Source organism: Arcicella sp. GW821-FHT09D11, assembly GCF_059416265.1.
Window position 1 is genome coordinate 243,884 of sequence record NZ_JBWKOV010000002.1, and the last position, 21,342, is coordinate 265,225.

Annotated in this window: 18 protein-coding genes; 13 read left to right on the forward strand and 5 right to left on the reverse strand. The window is 36.2% G+C overall.

The window, feature by feature from the left end; genetic code table 11:
- Positions 1–86: 86 nt before the first annotated feature.
- Entirely contained in the window at positions 87–2,246 is a 2,160-nt protein-coding gene (gene porW, locus AC07N0_RS06325; RefSeq protein WP_494588536.1) for a type IX secretion system periplasmic lipoprotein PorW/SprE, read from the reverse strand.
- A gap of 177 nt (positions 2,247–2,423) precedes the next feature.
- Between porW and AC07N0_RS06330 the strand changes: the two genes are divergently transcribed.
- The 4 genes from AC07N0_RS06330 to AC07N0_RS06345 all read left to right on the forward strand — a co-directional run bounded on the left by AC07N0_RS06330 (position 2,424) and on the right by AC07N0_RS06345 (position 7,319).
- Positions 2,424–2,636, forward strand: coding sequence for an AtpZ/AtpI family protein (locus AC07N0_RS06330; protein ID WP_494588537.1), 213 nt, complete (start codon positions 2,424–2,426; stop codon positions 2,634–2,636).
- A gap of 207 nt (positions 2,637–2,843) precedes the next feature.
- On the forward strand, positions 2,844–4,880 hold the full coding sequence (locus AC07N0_RS06335; protein ID WP_494588538.1) for a penicillin-binding transpeptidase domain-containing protein: 2,037 nt from the start codon (positions 2,844–2,846) through the stop codon (positions 4,878–4,880).
- Between the two features lie 84 nt (positions 4,881–4,964).
- The gene (gene rodA / locus AC07N0_RS06340; RefSeq protein ID WP_494588539.1) at positions 4,965–6,254 is read left to right on the forward strand and encodes a rod shape-determining protein RodA; all 1,290 of its coding nucleotides are present in this window, start codon (positions 4,965–4,967) and stop codon (positions 6,252–6,254) included.
- A 42-nt stretch (positions 6,255–6,296) separates the two neighbouring features.
- Positions 6,297–7,319 (forward strand): hypothetical protein, encoded by a 1,023-nt coding sequence (locus AC07N0_RS06345; protein ID WP_494588540.1) that lies wholly within the window; start codon positions 6,297–6,299, stop codon positions 7,317–7,319.
- A gap of 93 nt (positions 7,320–7,412) precedes the next feature.
- Here AC07N0_RS06345 and AC07N0_RS06350 read toward each other — a convergent pair whose 3' ends face one another.
- Positions 7,413–7,787, reverse strand: coding sequence for a DUF423 domain-containing protein (locus AC07N0_RS06350; RefSeq protein WP_494588541.1), 375 nt, complete (start codon positions 7,785–7,787; stop codon positions 7,413–7,415).
- A gap of 220 nt (positions 7,788–8,007) precedes the next feature.
- Here AC07N0_RS06350 and AC07N0_RS06355 point away from each other — a divergent pair, with 220 nt between their 5' ends.
- The 8 genes from AC07N0_RS06355 to AC07N0_RS06390 all read left to right on the forward strand — a co-directional run bounded on the left by AC07N0_RS06355 (position 8,008) and on the right by AC07N0_RS06390 (position 17,628).
- Entirely contained in the window at positions 8,008–8,580 is a 573-nt protein-coding gene (locus AC07N0_RS06355) for an RNA polymerase sigma-70 factor (RefSeq protein ID WP_309921097.1), read from the forward strand.
- Positions 8,581–8,701: 121 nt separating this feature from the next.
- Complete coding sequence (locus AC07N0_RS06360) at positions 8,702–9,760, forward strand: FecR family protein (protein WP_494588542.1); 1,059 nt, start codon at positions 8,702–8,704, stop codon at positions 9,758–9,760.
- Between the two features lie 35 nt (positions 9,761–9,795).
- Entirely contained in the window at positions 9,796–11,562 is a 1,767-nt protein-coding gene (locus AC07N0_RS06365) for an STN and carboxypeptidase regulatory-like domain-containing protein (RefSeq protein ID WP_494588543.1), read from the forward strand.
- A gap of 75 nt (positions 11,563–11,637) precedes the next feature.
- Positions 11,638–12,738, forward strand: coding sequence for a hypothetical protein (locus tag AC07N0_RS06370; RefSeq protein WP_494588544.1), 1,101 nt, complete (start codon positions 11,638–11,640; stop codon positions 12,736–12,738).
- A 107-nt stretch (positions 12,739–12,845) separates the two neighbouring features.
- Positions 12,846–14,681 (forward strand): 3-keto-disaccharide hydrolase, encoded by a 1,836-nt coding sequence (locus tag AC07N0_RS06375; protein ID WP_494588545.1) that lies wholly within the window; start codon positions 12,846–12,848, stop codon positions 14,679–14,681.
- A 64-nt stretch (positions 14,682–14,745) separates the two neighbouring features.
- Positions 14,746–15,201 carry a hypothetical protein gene (locus AC07N0_RS06380; protein ID WP_492801588.1) on the forward strand — a complete coding sequence of 152 codons (456 nt, stop codon included), beginning with the start codon at positions 14,746–14,748 and terminating at the stop codon, positions 15,199–15,201.
- A 12-nt stretch (positions 15,202–15,213) separates the two neighbouring features.
- Positions 15,214–15,693, forward strand: coding sequence for a hypothetical protein (locus tag AC07N0_RS06385; protein ID WP_492801590.1), 480 nt, complete (start codon positions 15,214–15,216; stop codon positions 15,691–15,693).
- A gap of 42 nt (positions 15,694–15,735) precedes the next feature.
- Positions 15,736–17,628 carry an auracyanin family protein gene (locus tag AC07N0_RS06390; RefSeq protein WP_494588546.1) on the forward strand — a complete coding sequence of 631 codons (1,893 nt, stop codon included), beginning with the start codon at positions 15,736–15,738 and terminating at the stop codon, positions 17,626–17,628.
- 295 nt (positions 17,629–17,923) lie between these two features.
- Here AC07N0_RS06390 and AC07N0_RS06395 read toward each other — a convergent pair whose 3' ends face one another.
- Together AC07N0_RS06395 and AC07N0_RS06400 are read right to left on the reverse strand one after the other, a co-directional pair.
- Entirely contained in the window at positions 17,924–18,412 is a 489-nt protein-coding gene (locus AC07N0_RS06395; protein ID WP_494588547.1) for a GNAT family N-acetyltransferase, read from the reverse strand.
- 12 nt (positions 18,413–18,424) lie between these two features.
- A complete protein-coding gene (locus AC07N0_RS06400; RefSeq protein ID WP_494588548.1) occupies positions 18,425–18,826 on the reverse strand; it encodes a DUF983 domain-containing protein in 402 nt (133 codons plus the stop codon).
- Between the two features lie 156 nt (positions 18,827–18,982).
- Here AC07N0_RS06400 and AC07N0_RS06405 point away from each other — a divergent pair, with 156 nt between their 5' ends.
- Positions 18,983–20,071 (forward strand): hypothetical protein, encoded by a 1,089-nt coding sequence (locus AC07N0_RS06405; protein WP_494588549.1) that lies wholly within the window; start codon positions 18,983–18,985, stop codon positions 20,069–20,071.
- An 8-nt stretch (positions 20,072–20,079) separates the two neighbouring features.
- Here AC07N0_RS06405 and AC07N0_RS06410 read toward each other — a convergent pair whose 3' ends face one another.
- Entirely contained in the window at positions 20,080–21,312 is a 1,233-nt protein-coding gene (locus AC07N0_RS06410; RefSeq protein ID WP_494588550.1) for a glycosyltransferase family 4 protein, read from the reverse strand.
- Positions 21,313–21,342 lie beyond the last annotated feature (30 nt).

Genomic DNA, 21,342 nt, shown 5'->3' on the forward strand with positions numbered 1-21,342 from the left:
CACTAAATCACTAAATCACTAAATCACTAAATCACTAAATCACTAAATCACTAAATCACTAAATCACTAAATCACTAAATCACTAATTATTTCGCTCCCACCGCTGCTAGTCTTTCTTTGGCTAAAGAAATTAATTGACTTTTAGGGTAATCTGAAATGAAGTTTTCTAAAGCTGTTTGATAGGTCTTCGTATCTTGTGTTTTAGCGAAAAGAACAGCTTTCAAAAACACCATTTTATCTTCTATCTGACTGTTCGGATATTCCTTTAATCCCTTTTCAACAATGCTCATGGCATTTGTGAAATTATTATGTACATAATAATTATAAGCTTCTGCATACAGTTTTTGCACTTCCGACTCTTTGCCTGTACTTAAACTTTCATTTTGGCTACGTATCAATAATCTTGAGAAATAAGAGTCAGCATATTTACTCATTAACTGATTTTTATAAAAAGCATATACTCCCGCATTATCTTCATTTAATAAACATAATAGATACAATACCTCTGCTTCATGACTAGAAGTAGGAAAATCCTTTAAGAATTTCTCAAAAGTAATCGTAGCATTTTTAGGTTCGTTCAAATTGAGCTTATATACTTTTCCTAAGGCAAAAGTGGCTTCCTCCTGTCTTTTTCTTGAAGCCAGCAGTGCTTCTGGTGAAAATGGAATTTTAGCCTTTAGTGTCTCAATAGCCGTTTTCATCACGTCATTGCCTGTGTTGTTTCCATTTAAGTCTGCGACGTTTGTACCTAAGGTATTACTAACATTTTGATTACTCAAAGCATTACCACTATTAAAAGAAAGGACATTGTCTTTGGTACTTCTTCGCCAATTATCTTCCAAAACCCTATTCCCCCAACGTGCTATAAAGGCCGTTTTGCCTTGGCTCATAGCAAGTGGATTATTGAAGTACCACATTGGTTTATTAGGGTCGTTAAAGGTATTGACTACATTTTTATTTTGTAACTGCTTACTTTTATTGGCTATCTCCGTAGCTCTTTTCTGACTCTCTTCTTTAGCTTGTTGGTCTAAATATACCTTCTCTAAAACCTTATCTAATTGAGCAGGATTCATTTTAGCTAAACGTTGTAGAGAGTCTTCCGTTCTGATGATTCTTGTTTGCATGACAAAATCAGCTAAAGAACGTTGCCTATCAATAACCCGTTTATATTGTGGGTCCTGCTGAGGAAGTGATATCGCCGTGCTGTCGTAATAAGCGGATGCCATTTCATAATCGCCCATTTGGTTGTAATAAGAATCAGCAAGCCTTAGGTAAGTAAACGCTAATTGCTGAGGATTCTGGTTCGTTCTTGCTGATGATTGCAAGAATCTTAAGCCAGATTGTGTATTCCCTTTTCTGATTTCAGCAGTTGCCATGGCTTCATAAATCTTGTCTTGCAAATCTTTGTTTTTAGGGTCTTTCAACAGTTTTTGAAAACTATCGGTTTGTCCTAATGCCAACGACTTGTTGAGCTTGGCGTAAAAATCCAAGTTATAAGATGGTCTGTTTTTACTAACACTAGCATATTTGTGAGCCGCCAATTGTGGATTATTTACTAATTCATACAATTGTCCTGCAACAAAAAACAATCTGGCTTTTTCTTCGTTTTTAGGCATGAGCGGCAAAGCCTCTTCAAGAATAGCGACAGATGTTTTGTATTCTTGCTTTAATTGATGGAGATATGCTTTTGTTAGGTAAAAACCTACCGTGTTTTCTTTATTCAATGGTTCTGTACGAAGGATTTCTGCTACTCTAAGCGCAGTTTGATATTCGCCTTGTTCTGTATAAGCACGCATCAAACCAATGAGGGCTGCATCTCGGGCATCATCGCTAGTAGCACTTGTGTTGACAAACTTGAAAGTTTCGATAGCATTTTTATAATCTTCTTTCAAAAGTCGGGCTTGTCCTATCATCACATAGGCATCATCTAACCATTTTGAGTTTTGATGACGCTCGGCAACCAAAGAGGCTTTTTTAATAACAGCAGCTAATTGTTCGTTAACAGTTTGAGCTGACAGAGAGTCTATCGGAAGAAGTATTGGTAACAGTTGTGAGTAATTATCTTGACGAGCATCAAAAATTAATGATTCAGCTTCTTTGAATTTTATTTTTGCTTGGAACAATGCATTATACTTAGCATTAACATTATGAAAGCCTACGCTCAACGGAGAGCTACTATATTGAGAACAACCCAGTATGAAAACCCCGAAAAGGCAAGCGATATATAAAATAAAATATTTATTCATAGAAATTTGTAATGCTGAAACCGTGAAAGAAACGCAACTTTACGTAAAATTAGTATCAGTTTTTATGTTAAAACTATTTTTTTAAATTATTCAACACCCAGAGCGATATAAATTCATTCTTGAGCTTGTCAACTAGTCCATTTTTTTAATTGTTCGGTTTCAAATTTAATTAATATCATGAAAGACGATTCTCAAAATAATAACAATAAATACATGCGTTATATGGGTGCAGGTATGCAAATGCTTGTGACAATAGCGACTGGTGTATTTTTAGGAAGATGGCTCGATGAAAAAATGATGATAAAAACTCCTTGGTTTACCATTGGCTGTTCATTGTTTTTTATATTTGGAGGAATGTACCTTTTTATCAAAGGTTTACCCAAAGAATAATTTATCAAAATATTACAACTCATTTGCTCCTTTCATTGATAATTTCCCGAAAAATAACAAATTTTGTATAATGATTTCTGGTATTGTTTTTCCAATAGAGTTCTTGCGTGAATTCTACGGAGAATCCGTACCAATAATGCTATCATGATTTAAAAACGTAGACATTTATTCGCCTTTGGGCTTATTTATATAAATATTTTATTACTCGTGGACGAACTAAGAAAACGATTTATTCAGGGATTTTTCATACTTATCGGATTAATTTATATTTGTAGGCTTTTCTTCCTGCAAGTAGTGGATGAAACCTATAAATTAGATGCTGAAAATAATGCCATCAGAAAGATAATTCAATCACCTTTCAGAGGCTTGGTATATGATAGAAACAAGAAACTTATCGTGAGCAATACGGTAGTTTATGATTTATACATTACCCCTAAAAAAGCTAAAGTTGCAGATACCTTAAAATTCTGTAGCATTTTTGGCATTACCCGCCAGAGCTTCGATAGCCTTACGCACTTAGCAAGGATATATTCGCCCGTGCGTCCTTCTCTTTTTTTAAGACAGCTTTCTCGTGAAGATTTTGCCAAAGTACAAGATGCTATGGTAGATTACCCTGGTTTTGAATTTCAACTAAGTGCCGTTCGTACTTATGATTCAAAAGCCATGGCAAACGCTTTAGGATATGTAGGTGAAATTAGCCCAGAACGCTTGGAAAAATTGGAAGAAGATGGTGACGAATACTACCGACAAGGAGATTATATTGGCGTAACAGGTCTTGAAAGATTTTATGAAGAAGACCTTCGGGGAGAAAGGGGCATCAAATATATGATGGTGAATAGTAGGGGAGTGGAAAAAGGCCCATTCAAAGGTGGCGCTTTTGATAAAAACCCTATTGCAGGTAAAAATTTATTGAGCTCAATAGATATCAACCTACAAGCTTATGCCGATAGTTTGATGCAACACAAGGTTGGTAGTGTAGTAGCGATAGAACCAAGTTCGGGCGAAGTACTGGCAATGGTGTCTGCTCCAACCTATGACCCAAGCCAATTATCAGGACGTACTTTTTCAAAATACTTTCAAACACTGAACCTCAATCCGCTTCACCCTTTACTGAATCGTCCTCCGAGTGCGTATTATCGTCCGGGGTCTACCTTTAAAATTATACAAGCATTAGTAGCGTTACAAATGGGAGTTATTAGTCCGGGAACAGGGTTTGGGCATGCGGGTTCGCCTATTCGTTGTAGCCACAACCACCCCGTGGCGAGCGATGTTCAAAAAGCCATTCAGTATTCTTGTAACCCATATTTTTATCAGACTTATAAACGCATGATTTACAATAACTCTGAGAAAAATATATTCAAGAAGTCTGCTTTGGGTTTACAGAAATGGGATGAGATGGTGGCTAAATTTGGTATCGGTCAATCCTTAGAAATAGATTTGCCTAATGAGAAAAAAGGAAAGTTGCCTGATGTAAAATATTACAATAAAATGTATAAGGGAGAGCTTTCATGGAAGTTCTCGAATATCGCTAGTAATAGCATTGGCGAAGGTGAAATTATTGTGAATCCTTTGAAAATGGCAAACGTTGCGGCGATAATTGCCAACAGAGGTTGGTATATTCGTCCACATTTGGTAAAAGGAGTTGACCAATTTGGTGAAATTGATCCGAAATATAAAGAGAGAGTATCAGTTGGAATCGACCAACGCCATTTTAATACAGTGATTGACGGAATGGTACTGGCTGTAAACAACGGAACGGTGTCGGGAGACGGTAGAATGAATGATATTCAAATGTGTGGAAAAACAGGAACGTCACAAAACCGACATGGAGAAAACCATTCTATTTTCATTGCATTTGCTCCTAAAGAAAACCCCAAAATTGCCATTGCCGTTTTTGTAGAAAATGCAGGGTCTGGTGGAGCACACGCCGCACCAATTGCTTCTTTGTGTATTGAAAAATATATCAAAGGGCATGTAGACCGTAAAGCCATTGAAACGAAATGGATGAATAAAAGTTATCCGAATATGCTTACGGTGAGAAATGAAATGGCTTCGAAACCAAAAACGAAAATGAAGCCAGATACCGCTCAGAAAGTAGATGAGGAATTATTTTTAACAAGTCCTACAACCATCACTTTACCACTTGGAGGTTCACCAAAAACGAATGAAGTAAAAATTCCGATGAGTCCCAAGAAACCTACAATCAATATCAAACCAGTAGAGAAAAAGAAAGTAGCGAATTAAAAATATGCTCAGACTCAATTTTCTCATTTCCTAAAAATACCGTTGTGCAATGTTAATTGCATGACTTAATTCATCGAACTTAACTTGGCAAGGCAAGAAAAAATATCAAAAAATTTAGACTGGATTACAGTCTTACTTTTTATCGTTTGCGTAACTGTAGGCTGGTTTAATATCTATGCCGCCATTTATAATCCAGAAAACCCACTTTGGATTGGCGACCCAGGCTTCTTTGATACCAATGCAGGTAGGCAACTTATTTGGATTGGTACAACGGTGTTGCTCATTATTGCCATTTTAGTGATTGATTATCGCTTTTACGATACTTTCGCTTTTATTATTTATGGCTTTTTTACCTTCATGCTCATCGTGGTCTTGCTCGTCGGAACTGAGGTAAAAGGCTCACATTCGTGGTTTAGGATAGGTGGTTTTCAATTGCAGCCAGCAGAGTTTGCTAAAATGGCTACAGCGTTGGCATTGGCAAAATACATAAGTACGCCAATGGTGAACCTGACTCGTTTTAAAGACCAGTTCACGGTAGCGTTGATTATCCTAATTCCCCCCATCCTTATTCTAGCTTCCCATGAAACAGGCGTTGCCTTAGTCTTCGCATCTTTCATGATTCTATTATATCGCGAAGGACTTCCAGGGATTTATCCTGCTGTTTTTCTTTCTACTATTATCTTGTTTGTGCTGTCTTTGATTTTTGAAGAATGGGAAATTTATATCGGTTTGGCCGTATTAGTAGGTATTGTTATTTTAATAATGCCTCGTTATGAACGCAAAACAAAAAATATCATTACCATCATAGGTATTGCCGTTGTAATGGGATTGTTCGTTACGGGCGTTGACTGGGCTATTAATAATGTATTGCAACAACATCAACGTAACCGTATAAAAGTATTAATTGACCCTGATTTTGATAGGAAAAAGACAGGGTATAACGTTCGCCAAGCTAAAATTGCGATTGGTTCTGGAGGACTTTTTGGGAAAGGATATTTACAAGGAACACAAACAAAATTTGATTTTGTACCCGAGCAAAGTACAGACTTTATTTTCTGTACAGTAGGTGAAGAAGAAGGTTTTCTTGGTAGCTTACTGGTCGTGGGGTTATTCTTGGCGCTTTTACTTCGAGTCGCTTATCTGGCCGACCAACAGAAATCTAGGTTTGCCCGAGTCTACGGCTATGGAGTAGTCTCCATACTTTTTTTCCACTTTATGGTCAACATAGGCATGACTATTGGACTTATGCCCGTTATTGGTATTCCTCTTCCATTTTTTAGTTATGGAGGGTCGTCGCTATGGTCGTTTTCAATTTTATTATTTATATTTTTGAAAATAGATGCCCATCGTACACAAGTTCTTTCTAGGTGGTAAATTGATAGTAGCCTTATTATTTACAGCTAATTTTATTAGAACATGGCATTAATATCTAAAAAGAAAGTCCCTTTCAATATTAATCTTCAACTCAGAAAATATTTAACAAAATATGGTCGGGAGATTAAAATGCCAATTCAATATGCCGATTTATTACGCTTTGAAAGCTCGATAAGTTTGTATGACAAATTTGGGAATGATACCTTTTGGATTACCGTTTTTTTCCCACATTCCGAGATTGAACATGTTTATGAAGGGCTCAAGAAAATTTATGCTGATTTAAAAACGGATGGAGATGAAAAGGTAATAAAACACCTTACTGTTGATAGGGTAGATTTGTGTACTTATGGAAATACACAACCTTTTAGGATACGCATTGTAAACAGAGTAAACGATAACTTCGATTATTTTTACATCAAAAGAGCCGACTGTTCCAGAGTTTACGGGATGGAATTAGAACACCTGCTTTCGCCTAATAGAATCAGTTATCTTACTTACGAAAACTCTTTGGTGGAGGAGCACATTGCAGGGATTCCAGGTGACCAGTTTTTTAAGAATTACCTGAGCGACCCTAACATCAATGAAATACGTTTAGCAAAAGAATTTGTTAAATTCAATGAAAGATGTTTGGTGCTATTGCTAGGAGATATGCACTCTTCCAACTTTGTAGTAGAAATTACCCCAGATTTTGAAGAAGTATATTTTAGAATAAGGTCGATTGATTTTGACCAACAGAGCTATGAAGGAAAACGAACTGTTTATATGCCACAATATTTTAAACAGAACAATCCTTTAATTGAAATGGGTATGCGCCATATGACCCCCGAATCGGTAAAGCAGTATCAAATAGAGGAACGCTCGTTGATTTCAAAAAGGATGAAAGTAGAAAGCCAAAGAGTTTATGAACTAATGGCAATTATGGCAAAAGACGATATCTCAACCCCCGAAAATACTGAGCAACTTAAAAATGAGTTAGCAAAATATTATAACTCTGATCAATTCTTGAAGTGCAGAACAATGGGAGAAATAGTGTGGGTAAGCTTGGAACAAGTCAGGATGCAGTAAAACTTTATCACTAGGGAGGGACTTAAGTCCCTCCCTAGTGATAAAGTTTTACTCTTGGAATAGAGTGAAATATAGTTGAGTCAGATGTTAGGTTTAAACCTTTTTCGAAACCCCTAAAAATAAAAATACCCAACCCACTATCAATGCCGTTCCTCCGATGGGCGTTATTGCTCCCCACATTGTTACCCCAGTAGCACATATCAAATAAAGAGAACCTGCAAAAATAAGGGTTCCGATTAGTAACGAATATCCTGCCCAATTCAAGAATTTGTGTGAAATCTTATCTGTTAAAATTCCTACTAGAATTAATGCTAAAGCTCCATACATTTGATAACGAGCTGCCGTTTCAAAAGTATCTGTTCGATTAGCGGCTTCCAAGGCAGTCTTAAAAGCGTGGGCTCCAAAAGCACCTAATGCTACCGAAAGACCAGCAAGTAAAGTACCAGCCTGTAAAAAAAATCTATTCATATTTTTGCTAGATAAAAAAGAAATATTCCACAAAGAACGCAATGAAAAATAGAGTTTCCATGATAATTACTTGAATATTTATGATGCCTTAAAGTATAATTTGACCAATCATCATTTTTATCGTAGGGGTTAAACCAATTTTAGTTGTCATCACTAAAAATGTCAAGTAAGAGTTGTAATTTTGTGAGAGTAACTCTACGGAAAATAATCTCTTGAAATTTTGCAACTCACTGATTCTGATATTTTGTTAGCCATCCGACAAGGAAATGAGCGTGTTTTTGAAGCAATGTTTCGAAAGCACTATCAGGCTTTATGCAACTATTCTTGCAACATCCTAAAAGACATGGATGATGCCGAAGAAATAGTGCAAAGCGTTTTCCTGAAATTTTGGGAACAACGCCAAGAAATAGAAATAACAGTTTCTTTAAAATCATATCTTTATCGAGCTGTTCACAACACTTGTTTAAATCGTATAAAACACCTTAAAGTACAAGAAGTATATCGCCAACACGTTGGTGAGTTTATAGAAAATACGTTTGATTCTGCCACTGATTTACTAGATAAAAATGAACTTGAAATCCGCATAGCTGAAGCATTAGAAAAACTGCCAGAACAATGCAGACTTATTTTTAAAATGAGTAGATTTGAAGAACTGAAATATCAAGAAATAGCTAACCAATTGGGGCTTTCTATCAAAACGGTAGAAAATCAGATAGGGAAAGCACTCAAAATTATGCGAACAGAATTGGCAGATTATTTGCCTTTATTACTATTTTGGGTACTTTTCTATTAAAATAACCATAAAGGAAATAAGCACTTAACGTGATAAAAACTTTCTAAATCTCTATCTATTCAAAACTATTGCTTAATAACCAAATACTAAAATTACATACATAAAAGCCTTTGGGTTTAAGATGATTAACGAAGAAAACATAGACGATTTACTGGCAAAATACCTTGCAGAAGAAGCTGATAGTCAGGAAGCTGATGCTGTAAATGAGTGGATTAGTTTGTCGGATGATAATCAAAAAACCTTCGAACATACAAGTATTATCTGGGAAAAGAGTGCCTTGTTAAATAATCAACAAACAGTTGATGTGGATACTGCTTGGGCAAAACTCGGTATTGGCTCAGAGAAAATCAACAGAACGGCTGATGAATCAAATTATATAAAACCTTTGCCTCATAAAAGTGGAGGTAGCGAACACCAGTTGGAAGGAAGAAAGTCAAATGTTATCAATCTTGTCTTTAACAATTTCCTCAAAATTGCAGCAGTTTTAATTTTCATCATCGGAGCAGTGTTTTTGGTGAAGAAGAATACAGAGCCAGACATTGCATTGCTTACTTTTCAAACGGGTAATATTCCTACAGAAAAAATCTTAACTGACGGAACAAAAGTCTTTTTAAATAAAAACTCGACAATCAGTTTTCCTGAGAATTTTGAAGGTGATACCAGAGAAGTAAAACTAACGGGAGAAGCTTTTTTTGATGTACACCATGACAAAGCCCATCCTTTTATCATTCACGCCAATGGTACAGATATAAAAGTACTCGGAACATCATTTAATGTAAAAGCTTATGATGCTCAGGTACAAGTAGTGGTGAATACAGGAAAAGTACAATTTTCAAAAAATACTCAGCAAGTTATTCTAGTAAAAGGCGAAAAAGCTGAAATTTCAAAAGGAGAAGAGGCTATTGTAAAATCGATAAATGTCGACGAAAACATACTTTATTACAAAACAAAATCGTTTAATTTTGAAGAGACTAGTTTAGATGAAGTAGCCCAATTGCTTTCAGATAATTTTGGAAAAAGTATTGTTTTTGAGCAAGATAAAATTAAAAACTGTAAACTGACTGCCACCTTCCAGCAAGAAAGCTTGGATAATATTCTCACCATAATTTCCGAAACCTTCAACCTGAAAATTACCAAAAAAGGAGATTCAATCGTGCTTCATGGCGAAGGCTGTCAGTAGAATGGATTGAATAACGATTTGAAAATCGTTCCACTATGATAGCTTATTATTTTAAATACGTTGCTTTAAATATTTGTTTTTTACTGTTAATTACTCATTCTTCTTTAGGACAAATCCCTATTTTAGAACGAAATATTAGTGTTAGGTTCAATAATGATAAAATTACCCAAGTGCTAGATATCATTGCTAGCGAAGGAGGTTTTAATTTTTCCTATAATTCTAATTTGATTGATAGTGACAGGCGAATAGATTTGGCTGTTACCAACCGTCCAGTAAGGGATGTGCTAAAACAAATTTTTGGCACCTCTATTAGCTACAAAGTACGTGGACAATATGTTATTCTTCAGAAAAATATTACAGAAAATCAAAACTTACATTTTGTATTAAGTGGCTATATCGTAGACCCCGAAGAAGGCATTAAACTGCCAGATGCGAGTATTTATGAGAAAACGAGTTTAGCCTCGGCAATTTCTAATCAATTTGGCTTTTATAAAATTAAACTATCTACTAAGAAATTCCCCATTCGGTTAAGTATCTCCAAACCAGGCTATGAACGCCAAATAGTTTTCATAAAAAATGCTCAGAACGATTACCTCAATATTGAATTAGTGGCAGAGAAAAAAGAGTTGACTTATGAATCGGCTTTTGATGACAACTCGATTGAACAAATGGAGTTGTTCCAAAAAAGAAACCAGATGATTGAATCTGCACCTGTCTTTAAAGATAATCGTCCTGCCTTTGTAGATGCTGCTGGCGACGAAAGTTTTCATCCTGTTTTTGTCCCTTCCGATTCCTTGGCTTATCGAACAGACTGGGAAAGATTTAAAGATGGCGTAGGGAAATTCTTTGTCAGACGAAGCCAGCGGATCAATGCCTTTAACATCAATGACACCCTTAATCAAAGACTTCAAGTATCATTACTCCCTTTCTTAGGAACCAACCGCCTACTTTCTGGAAGTATCGTAAATGATTTTTCAGTGAATATCCTGATGGGGTATTCTGGTGGAGTGAATAAATTAGAAATCGGAGGTTTATTAAATGGCATTCATCACGATGCAAGTGGTTTACAAATAGCAGGGCTAGGAAATATTGTAGGGGGCGAGCTAAGAGGTGTGCAGTTGAGTTATTTACTAAACATTGCGGGTAATTTAGGCAAAGGACTACAATTGAGTGACGGTATCAATGTAGTAGCAAAAACATCCAATGGTTGGCAAGTAGGTATTATCAACTTTGCTAAAGATATAGGTAAAAAAGGAAAGCAGATAGGGCTGTTAAATATTAGTGAAACATCAGAATCAACTCCTTTTGGGTTATTAAGTTTTGTTAGTTCAAAAGATGGTTATAAACGATTGGAATTAACGCTTGATGAAAACGAAACAGGAAGTGTAACGTTCAAAACAGGGGTAAGAAAGTTTTATAATATTGTAACGATTGGCTATAATTTCCTCAGAACCCGAGAACTTTTCAGTGCAGGCTATGGCATTGGGCGCGCCTATGAAATGAGCCATGGATGGATGCTTAATACAGATTTAGTGGCCAATGTTTTAGTAGAATACGATGCCTTTAATCCGAATGTAGGGGCTTTATATAAATTTGATATAAGTTTTGAAAAACAAATTGCCCGAAACGCTGCCATTACCTTTGGCCCATCATTCAAAGCACTTCTTATCGATAGATACAACATTAATACTTGGCAAGGCAAACCATTCAGCCGTATACCAAGCTATACCCCTTTGTTCGCTACCGACCATTCTACCTTTTGGCTTGGTTTTCAAATGGGTTTAAGAATTCGCTCTAAATAATGCTACTATTTTATTATATTTCGAAAATTTGTGATTATTTTGATAACTAATTGGCTTTAAATGAAGGTTTTATTTATGAAAGTATTATCTCTACTATTACTGTTTTTATTATTTGCCTTTTCAGGGATAAGTCAGGGAAAGATTAAGACTTCAAACAATTATGCTCAAAAAATTATTGGCAATTGGATGAAAGATTATATTGATATGAAAGATGGAAGTAGCAACGATGACCCTGCTGTTGATGAAATAGTGGCCTCGATGCTTATTTTCAGAAAAACTAATACCGTTACTGTCATACAAGGAAAAGAAGCAGTGAATACTCCTTTTGAAATATTTGGAGATACTTTGTTAGTGGGCAGAGCAGTATTTTATAAAATAGAAAAGCTTACTGATTACGAGCTGGTATTTACGCAGATGCTTTTGGATATTCCTGACTATCAGTTGCGCCGTTATCATTACCTTGCTACCAAAGAAAGCTCAGGGGAATATTTTGAGAGGCGATACATTAAAGCAAATCTTAAAATTCAGGCAAATGGAGATTCTGCCTACGCATTTAGCAAATACATTTTCCCTAAATTTAAAACAGGGAGGGAAATGTTTAGAGGAGCTAGCTTTAATACTTTTGAAGATGTTTATCAATATTCCTATGAAGCTATCGAAACAGCTTTTGATTTTCCAATGAGGAAGAAAGGCAATTTCAAAGTGGCTTTTATAGTAACAAAAAGTGGAATATTGAAAGATGTAATCATCCAACAAAGCTCTGATTCAAGCTATAATGATAAGCTCATACAAGCTATTTTGCAAACACGAAAACAATGGATTCCAGCGGATATTGATGGAAAACAAGTAAACGTAGTATTTAATTATGAGTTTGATTTTGGCAACGATAAAGAAGATGTGGAGAACGATAATAACTATTTTGATCCCACACTCTATGCAAGCCTGATGGATAGAGGCGACAGACAGATTGAAAAAAAGAATTATATAAAAGCTATCAAGCTGTATACAAAATGTATCTTGATGAAAGACGATGCCTTTGATGCGTTGTACAAAAGAGCAGATGCTTATTTTACCTTAAAAGTGGAAAAGAATGCCTGTTCAGATTGGAATTATTTAGCGACTAAAGGACAAAAAAAGGCAGAAGCTTTATTTATAAAAAATTGCTTGAAACGATAAGAAGGAAAGTGTTCTAATGTGTTATGGTTTTTTTGTGAAAATTAATGCCAAAACGTGATACTCAAAGCAGTTTTTTTTTATAAATTTCCCGAAATATTAAAAAAACAATGAAAAAACTATTATTTCTATTATTTCCAATTTCAACGTTTGCCCAAACTGAAATTCCGCTCAATGATTTAGGAGCCTTCAAAAATCCGAGTGCAAACTGGACAATTGTGGGGGGTATTTCAGGAGATTACCAATCGGCTACTTTAACAAGTACCGAAGGAAAGGGTATTCTATATGCCTCTGCGAAAGGTGCCAAGTATCAATCAAATGATGATTTGATTTTTAAACTTGAGCACGGCGACATTAGGCTATCACTCGACTTTATGATTCCGAAAGGCTCTAATTCTGGCGTTTACTTACAAGGACGCTACGAAGTGCAGATTCTGGATTCATGGTTGAAAAAACAAGTCACTGATGGCGATTGTGGTGCTATCTATCATCGTTGGGACGAAGCTCGTGGGGCTGGCAACGAAGGATATGAAGGACACGCACCTCGCCAAAATGCCGTGAAAGCTCCAGGCTTGTGGAATCATCTGGAGATTGATTTCAAAGCACCTACTTTTGATGCCTCAGGTAATAAAATCACGAATGCTCGTTTCAACAAAGTAGTGTTAAATGGCATTATCATCCATGAAAACATTGAACTTACGGGGGTAACACGTGGGGCTATTTCTCCGAAAGAGGCTGCAACAGGACCTATCAGAATTCAAGGAGACCACGGTGCTGTGGCATTCAAAAACATCAAGTACGAAGTTTTTGATAAAGCTCTTGCTACGTTTAGTCCAACTAATTATGAATATTACCAAGGCAAATATGCAAGCCTTCAAACAGGTACAAATAAGCCTGTAAAGACAAGTACTGCCTCAAAACCGACAATGAAGCTTGCGGAGGCGAAATCAGATTACTTGTTGAAATTTCAGGGTAAAATCACGATTCCAGAGACAGATACGTATACATTCACGACTAACTGGACGGGTACGGGAGCATTGATAATTGATAAAGATACCATTACCAAAGGTGACCATTGGTATAGCGAGGACGTAAAAGGAAGTACGAAACTTACGGCTGGTGAACATACTTATACGTTACTTCATGCTAAAGACTTTGGTTGGGGGCCTAAAGCCCTTGGCTGTTTTATAGAGAGAATCGGTGCCCCTAAACAAGGAATTACCGAAAGAACATCGTTGCCAGAACCAGAAGCCACACCGCTTATCGAAGTAAAAGTAAGTCAAGAGCCCGTGTTACAACGTTCATTTATTGTATATGGCGATAAGAAAAAAACACATGGTATCAATGTAGGACTGCCAAACGGGTTGAGTTATTCTTATGACTTAAACCAAGGAGGATATTTACAACTATGGAGGGGAAAATTCTTGGATGCTACATTGATGTGGTATGACCGTGGCGAGCCTCAAACTTCTGTACCGATGGGGTCTGCTATTACTTCGAACGATAAGTTTCCTTTAGCATTTTTAGCGAGCGACTCAGCCCCTTTCCCAGATACGTTGACCAAAAACGATTTGAAATATAAGGGATACAGCTTTAAAAAATATGATGTAGCTGGTCAGCAGATAGCCTTTCCTGATTTTATGTATGAATACAAAGGAGTGAAAGTAAAAGATACTTCTTTGCCAATGACACAAAATGAGGGGATTAATCGTCATTTAAGTTTTGAAGGCAATACAACAGATGCTAAATTGTATGCTTTATTGGCTGAAGGCAGTGCCATTGCTAACATTGGCAATAACCGTTTTTCAGTAGATAATCAGCAATATTATGTACAGGTAAATTCAACAGAAACTAATAAAGCAATCATTCGTGAAAGTAAAGGAAAAAAACAATTATTATTGCCTTTAACTGGATTGAAAGAAATATCTTATCAATTGATTTTCTAAGTTTGTATTTACTCAAATCCATCGTTGAGTTTCTTAAACAGTTTGCCATTTAATTTGATTTGTCATGAGTGAATTTGAATCATCGAACCTCCAATTATCAGGAGGAAATAAGTCATCTGTCTCGACTAATAGCCTTTCACTGTATGATGAATATGGTTCGATAGCCTATGGTATTATCTTGCAGATAGTACCTCAGAATCAAATAGCACAAGAAGTAATGATTGATTTATTTGATTCATTAACGGTAAATCCTTGTGTAGAAAACAAAGTAAGCATAGCTGTATGTATTATCAGGAAAGCAAGAGAAAAGGCATTGCTGTATAAGGAAAAGCTTGATGTAGGGGCTTCTACGATTCAGCAATTTAGTGCTGAGTCAGCAATAGAGCAATCAAAAATTATTTTTGATTTATCCTTTCGTCAAGGAAAAACAGCTGATACAATTGCTAGCCATCTGGACATTCCGAAGGCCAGAGTGTATAAAGCTATCAGTGAATACTTCAAAACTTTTCGCCAATCTTAATTGAATACCATTGTGAAAAAACAAGAATACATACAAAGCGGAATACTAGAAAGCTACTTGTTAGGCATTGTTTCTGAAGAAGAACGAAGAGAAGTAGAACAACAAGTATCAATTGACAAAGATATTGCTGAGGCCCTTAAAGTGTTGGAAATAGACATTACTGATTTTTATACAAAAAATGCTGTTCCACCACCACCGATTATTAGAGAAACCATTGCTTTGAATGCACAACATGCAGGAATAGTTAAATCGGATCATTATCAGCAAACGTATTCATCTGAGCAACAAACTGCTCAGGATGAACAACCGCGATATTTAGAAGTAGAGGTAAACGATACGCATATCAAAGTACATAAATATTGGCGTCCAGCTTTTATAGCAGTCTTTATTTTATCAAAGGTTTTTTTAATAGCAGCCTTATATCTTTATTTCAAAGCGGATAGTTTAACCAAAGAAAACGAACGTTTGAAACAAGAAATTAAGCTTAAATAAGCGTTGATTATTTTGTTATCAAAATAAATTAATTTCCAAAAAATGAAAATAGCATTAAAAATATTGCTTTCGATGGGGCTATTGGGTTATGTTACTCAAAGTGCATTTGCACAAGCGAAACCAAAACCTTTTACAGAAGAGGACTTTTACGAAATAAAAACAATTGCCATTCCTGACGAAATAAAATTAGAAGCAGGTGGCATTGCTCCCATGCCCGATGGCCGAGTAGGTGTTTGTACGAGAAGAGGGGAAGTTTGGATTATTGAAAATCCCTATCAGTTGAACGGAACCAAACCAAGCTATACGCTTTTTGCCAGTGGTTTACATGAATCTTTAGGCTTGGCTTATTATAAAGGCTCTTTTTACTGTACGCAACGTGGTGAATTAACCAAATTAACCGATACTGATGCCGATGGTAAAGCTGATATTTATGAATCTGTAGCCAATTGGGATTTATCAGGGAATTACCATGAGTACTCGTATGGACCAGTTTTCGATAAAAATGGTGATATGTACCTTACTTTCAACGTAGCATGGGTAGGTTATGGCGAAGGAAAATTAGCTAAATGGCGTGGATGGTTAGTAAAAGTGAAGCAAGATGGCACACTTGAGCCTGTAGCGACAGGTTTACGCTCGCCAGCAGGTTTTACTATCAATTCTAACGGCGATGTATTGTATGGCGAAAACCAAGGCGACTGGGTAGGGTCTGGTAGAGTGACACATTTAGAAAAAGGAGACTTCGCAGGGAATGCAGGTGGATTATTTTGGACAAAAGAGCCAGACTCGCCCTTGAAATTAACAAAGGCCGATATTCCAGATACTGGCGAGCCAATGTATGAAGCCGCTAAAAAAGTAAAAGCATTGAAATTGCCTGCTGTTTGGTTTCCACACGCTTTGATGGGTATTTCGACTGCCGATATGATTGAGGACGAAACAGGTGGAAAATTTGGACCATTCCAAGGGCAATACATTGTTTTCGACCAAGGACAATCAAAGGCAATGAGAATGTCTTTAGAAAAAGTAAATGGTAAATATCAAGGTGCTTGTTATCCTTTCCGCGAAGGTTTTCAGTCGGGAACAGTACGTGCTAGATGGGGAAATGATGGCTCTATTTTCGTAGGGATGACATCAAGAGGATGGGGTTCTACTGGAAAAGCCTTATTCGGTATTCAACGTTTGGTTTGGAATGGAAGAACGCCTTTTGAAATGAAGAACGTTCATGCGATGCCAGATGGCTTTGAAGTAGAATTTACACAGCCTGTAGATTTAAAAAGTGCTGAAAACTTAGCTAGTTATGAACTGAAAAGCTTTACTTATAAATATCATCATCAATATGGTAGCCCAATTATTAATCAAGAGGCAACACCATTGAGAGGCGTAATTGTTTCGCCAGACCGCCTGAAAGTACGTTTAGTAATGGATAATCTACGCAAAGGATATATTCATGAAATATTGGCTTCGGGTTTAGTGAATGACGAAGGTCAGCCTTTATTACACGATATTAGCTACTATACGTTGAATGATATTCCTGCGGGCGAGTTGGCAAAAATAACAACTAAGGCAGCTCCAGTAGTGGCACCTACTAAACCTGCGACTTTACCTGTAAAGAAGGAGAAAACAGTAGGAACAACATTACCTGTTGACACTAAACAAGTAGCATCATTGTTGAAAAAACACGCTTGTACAAGTTGTCATGCAGAAGCTACAAGAGTAGTTGGTCCTGCGTTTACAGACGTAGCCAAAAGGAATTATACCAATGAGCAAATTTTAGAATTGGTGTATCATCCTAAACCAGAAAACTGGCCAGATTATGCCACTGAAATGGCGTCGATGACTCACGTGCCTAAAGCTGATGTATTGAAAATTGCTTCTTGGATTAATTCATTAGGAAAGAAACCAAAAGTAGATTTGAATAAAATTGAGAATAGGGATTAAGGTTTTGAAAGAAATAAGTCATCCCAAATTTTAGCATCAAAAAAGCGGTCAGAAAACTAATTTCTGACCGCTTTTTTGATTGATGGATACCTTATAAAGTTTCAAATGGACTATGGATAGTTCCGTTAGGAACGTAATATCGGTAGAAGCATCATGTTAACTCCACCAAGCCCCATCGGGGCGAAATATTTCGCCCCGATGGGGCTTGGTGAAATGTTATTTGCATTTTTACTGCACAAGTGGCTACCGATATTTCGCCTCTATGAGGCTATTTTGTTTTTTACTTACCCAAAAACTACTCAAACGATTGATACATTACATAGGTATCTACCAAACCGAGTTGTTGATGATTGAATGCTTTCGGAATAGTACACATTATTTCAAACCCAATGTTTTTCCACAACTTTACGGCATAAGTATTAGTACTAACTACAATATTAAATTGCATGGCTTTAAAGCCCAATGATTTGGCTTCTTGTATAGAATGTTCACCCAAAATTCTACCAATTCCTTTACCTTGAAAATCGGGGTGAATCATATAAGAACCATTGGCTACATGCGAACCTAAATCTATCTGGTTAGGCTTAATAATATAAGTGCCACAAATTACGCCATCTTCAACTGCTACATAAGTAAACATATAATCAGCAAACCAATGTTTGGGTAAGGCTGATTTGGGCGTGTGTGGGTCAATTACATAGGTATCTCCAGAAGCGATTACTTGATGAAATATTTCCCATACACCATCATAATCTGTAGCAATATCAGCTTTTCTGATTTCCATAATATACTAAAGCTATCTTGGTTTATATTTTACAAAACCAAATAAATGAATGAATATAGAACGGGATGCTCTGAAATTAAAAGGCACAGCAGCCAACGAAAGCACTGTGATTGGAATGATATAATAGAGAATAGGAGGGTCGTTGAAAATAAAGAAAATAGCAACGCCTAAAAATGCTAAGAAGCCGACATTGATACCATAACTAATAAACATTGCACCATACCAAAAACCTGGCTCTACTTCAAAACGTAGGTTGCAAACAGGGCAATTAGTGTGCATTTTATCAAATTTGTTAATTTGCCAAAACGGATACATAAACATCTTTCCTTCTCTACACTGGGGGCATTTTCCTTCAATAATCGCTTGAATCCTAGAATGTTTTACATCTAATTTTAGCTTACTACTATCTTCCATATCTGTTTAATTTATATTGACAAAGTTAAGCTAATTCAATAAAAACTCAATTTTTATACTACTTGCTTTCATGATTATCGTTTTGATGAATAATTGCAGGGCAGAATAAAGTAATTTTGAATACCCGAATAGCTCATATTTTAATAGCAAACGTATATGTCCAATACAAATAGTCTTATTCTTACTCAACAACCAGATAAAAATCTTTCTAAACTTCAGAAACAGTTTAATGCTTATGTGCTGAAAATTGATGAATTAAAGCTAAGGCTCGTTACAGATAAACAACAGATTGAAATAATTACCAGCACTATTCAAAAAGAAGTAGCCCCACTTGAAAAAAAGCATCTATCCAAAATTGTCGACTTAGTGTATGTTTTTGATAAACATCATGATGACCCTTTTTTTAAGCGTAAGGAGAAAGAAAAAATTGCTCATTTTATTTTAGAGAAATCAGTTGAATTAATTGAAAGGGCAGGTGTTGAGGAACTGATTCCGATTTTTAATAAATATAATGAGACTGGAACCTACAAGGAAATTAGCGAAGAATATGAAAAGAAAAATATAGAATCTATTAAAGATACAATGCGATATGAATTTGGACTAGAATTAAGCGAAGAAGAGTTGACCATTAATAATGCTGAGGAATTAGAAGAGCTATTTGAACAAAAGCTGACAGAGAAACAAGCAAGCGAGGAGGCTAAAAAAACAACAAACCAGAAAACAGCCAAGCAGTTAGCAAAAGAAGAGAAGCTAAAAAAAGAGGCTAACAATATCAGTAAATCAGCAAGAAGTATTTATACAGATTTGGTAAAAATGTTTCATCCCGACCGTGAACAAGATGAAGCCGAACGAGCACGTAAAACCGAAATTATGAAGGAAATAACGGTTGCTTATGAAAAAGACGATTTGTTTGAATTGCTCAGGCTGAAAATATCATTGACTAGTACCAATATTGCCTCCCTAACCATGGCCGACGAGCAATTGAAGTACTACAACAAGCTACTGAAAGAACAAATAAATGAGTTAGAGGCAAGTCTGTGGGAACTGCATAACCAAGCCACAATTACCAATAATGGCAGTAGTTTATTGCATCGTTTTGGAGGAGATACTAAAACGATGAAGATGAAATTTAAGAAAACTACCAACTACTTGAAACAGATGATTAATGAAGTAGATAGAAATATTGAAGTCTTAAGATTCAAGGAAAATATGAGAAGGTTCCTCAAAGATTATTACGCTGATTAGTGCTAATCTTATTGATTGACTACTTCATTCAAGGCTAATACAAGTCTATCTGAGCCAGCCTGTAAAGACCAATTCTTACGGACATTGGTTAACGCAAAATCAGCCATTTCCTTTCTGAGTGGTTTGTCTTTAATCAACTTTTCAATATAATAGGCTAGTTCACTTGTTTTGTTATTTGTTAAAAAACCATTTTTGCCATGAATTACGGTTTCACGCACTCCTGCTTCAGCTAAGGCTACTACTGGCGTGCCACAAGCATTGGCCTCTAGTGGTGCAAAGCCAAAAGGTTCTAGTTTAGACGTATATACTAGGCATATTGCATTACTAAGTAATTGTATCAATTCATCATCGGAAACCATTTTCTTTAGCTCAATCTCTACGTTTAGTTTTTGTGCAAGCTTTTGCATTTCTTGCCAATACTCTTCCGTTGCCATATTGCCTATCCAGAGTAGCTTCGGTCTGTTTTGTTTAATTAAGCCTAATGCTCTAATGGCAAATTCAGGGTTTTTATGGGTCATAAAACTTCCTAGCCCTACCACATAATCATTTTGACTAGCATTTCTATGAGTGGACGGATGAAATAATTCAGTATCTACACCCAAATAACAAACCTCCGAGGGTAATCCATACACCCGTTGACAGCTTTCAGCAGAGAAATAAGAATTGACCAACACTTTATTAAAAGCATCAAAATTTATCCGCTCTTCCCGTACAAACATACGGAACCTATTTAAACGCCATGCACTAGCAAATGTATGAGTCCAGTATTGTAAACTAAACTTACTCTGTGACCTAACAGGTGCTTCCCAAACTTGTTTGGGCATGGCTTCGTACAAAAAGCGCATGGGTTCGCCTAAATACAAAACCTTTGGTATTCTTACGAATTTGCCGATAAAGGGAACGGCATAATAAGAACAACTATTAGCAAAAAGTACATCAAAATTACCAGCATGAATTTCATCAGCACATTGTTGGCAGTGCGCTTCCATGGCAAGCATATTGGCTTCTTTTTCAAAAAAAAGTAAAGATATTTTTTCTTTAAAACTCGGATTAAGCTTAGTATGAGTTACGGGTACTGAATGAAGAATTACTTCTGAGGGCAATTTCATAAAACCACCAGCATCTGGATTTACCGCCCAAACTTCTACTTGATGTCCACATTCTACTAAACCTTGAATATGATACTGTAAGGCTCTGCTACCTCCACCACTATGTAAATTATGCCAAACAGCAATTCTCATTTTTATAATATTTATATGCTAATAATGAAG

Excerpts from the sequence above, each read along its gene's own strand:
- porW (WP_494588536.1), bottom strand. The coding sequence starts at position 2,246 with ATGAATAAATATTTTATTTTATATATCGCTTGCCTTTTCGGGGTTTTC.
- AC07N0_RS06330 (WP_494588537.1), top strand. The coding sequence starts at position 2,424 with ATGAAAGACGATTCTCAAAATAATAACAATAAATACATGCGTTATATG.
- AC07N0_RS06345 (WP_494588540.1), top strand. The coding sequence starts at position 6,297 with ATGGCATTAATATCTAAAAAGAAAGTCCCTTTCAATATTAATCTTCAA.
- AC07N0_RS06350 (WP_494588541.1), bottom strand. The coding sequence starts at position 7,787 with ATGAATAGATTTTTTTTACAGGCTGGTACTTTACTTGCTGGTCTTTCG.
- AC07N0_RS06360 (WP_494588542.1), top strand. The coding sequence starts at position 8,702 with ATGATTAACGAAGAAAACATAGACGATTTACTGGCAAAATACCTTGCA.
- AC07N0_RS06365 (WP_494588543.1), top strand. The coding sequence starts at position 9,796 with ATGATAGCTTATTATTTTAAATACGTTGCTTTAAATATTTGTTTTTTA.
- AC07N0_RS06370 (WP_494588544.1), top strand. The coding sequence starts at position 11,638 with ATGAAAGTATTATCTCTACTATTACTGTTTTTATTATTTGCCTTTTCA.
- AC07N0_RS06375 (WP_494588545.1), top strand. The coding sequence starts at position 12,846 with ATGAAAAAACTATTATTTCTATTATTTCCAATTTCAACGTTTGCCCAA.
- AC07N0_RS06380 (WP_492801588.1), top strand. The coding sequence starts at position 14,746 with ATGAGTGAATTTGAATCATCGAACCTCCAATTATCAGGAGGAAATAAG.
- AC07N0_RS06390 (WP_494588546.1), top strand. The coding sequence starts at position 15,736 with ATGAAAATAGCATTAAAAATATTGCTTTCGATGGGGCTATTGGGTTAT.
- AC07N0_RS06395 (WP_494588547.1), bottom strand. The coding sequence starts at position 18,412 with ATGGAAATCAGAAAAGCTGATATTGCTACAGATTATGATGGTGTATGG.
- AC07N0_RS06400 (WP_494588548.1), bottom strand. The coding sequence starts at position 18,826 with ATGGAAGATAGTAGTAAGCTAAAATTAGATGTAAAACATTCTAGGATT.
- AC07N0_RS06405 (WP_494588549.1), top strand. The coding sequence starts at position 18,983 with ATGTCCAATACAAATAGTCTTATTCTTACTCAACAACCAGATAAAAAT.
- AC07N0_RS06410 (WP_494588550.1), bottom strand. The coding sequence starts at position 21,312 with ATGAGAATTGCTGTTTGGCATAATTTACATAGTGGTGGAGGTAGCAGA.